The organism is Modestobacter lapidis, from assembly GCF_054780755.1.
Genome location: NZ_BAAGVS010000074.1, coordinates 1 through 542 on the forward strand (window position 1 = coordinate 1; position 542 = coordinate 542).

Sequence of the window (542 nt, forward strand, 5' to 3'; positions counted from 1 at the left end):
GATAAAGAACGAGACATAAAGCCAATGTATTTTTTGACCTTCGACTTTTCGCTGTTAGTATTTGTTACCTCATATTCTTGGTAAAGACAACAACCAATGCTAGAGTCAGATGTATCTGTAGCAATACAGAAAGGATAAGATAGGTCTGGATGCGACAGTGTCAAATCAGAAGACAATATATGTTTAATGCTATCAAAGTGCATCTGATGAGTCTTTGTCCATTCAAAAGGACCGTTTCCTTTTTCATCATGACAGCGTAAGGCATCAAGAGGAGCCATTAATAAAGCTGCATTAGGTGTGTGTATCCTAAAGTAATTTACGAAACCAAGAAAGCTTTGAACTTGCTTTTGAGTAATTGGACGTGGCCATTCGTGAATATTCGTGACCTTTCGACTGTCTATTTTCTTTCCAACAGCCGAAATTGAGTAACCAAGCAGATAGACTGCTGATTTGGCCAAATGAGTTTTTTCAAAATTAACTCTTAAATTGGCTTTTGTGAGAATTTCCAATACTTTTTTAACATGAAAGAAATGGGCATGCAT

1 protein-coding gene is annotated in these 542 nt (G+C 36.5%); it reads right to left on the bottom strand.

Translation table 11 applies throughout. The features are described from left to right. On the bottom strand, positions 1-542 hold a 542-nt coding region (locus tag ACYVG5_RS21480), incomplete at both ends, for a ribonuclease H family protein (protein ID WP_460683541.1).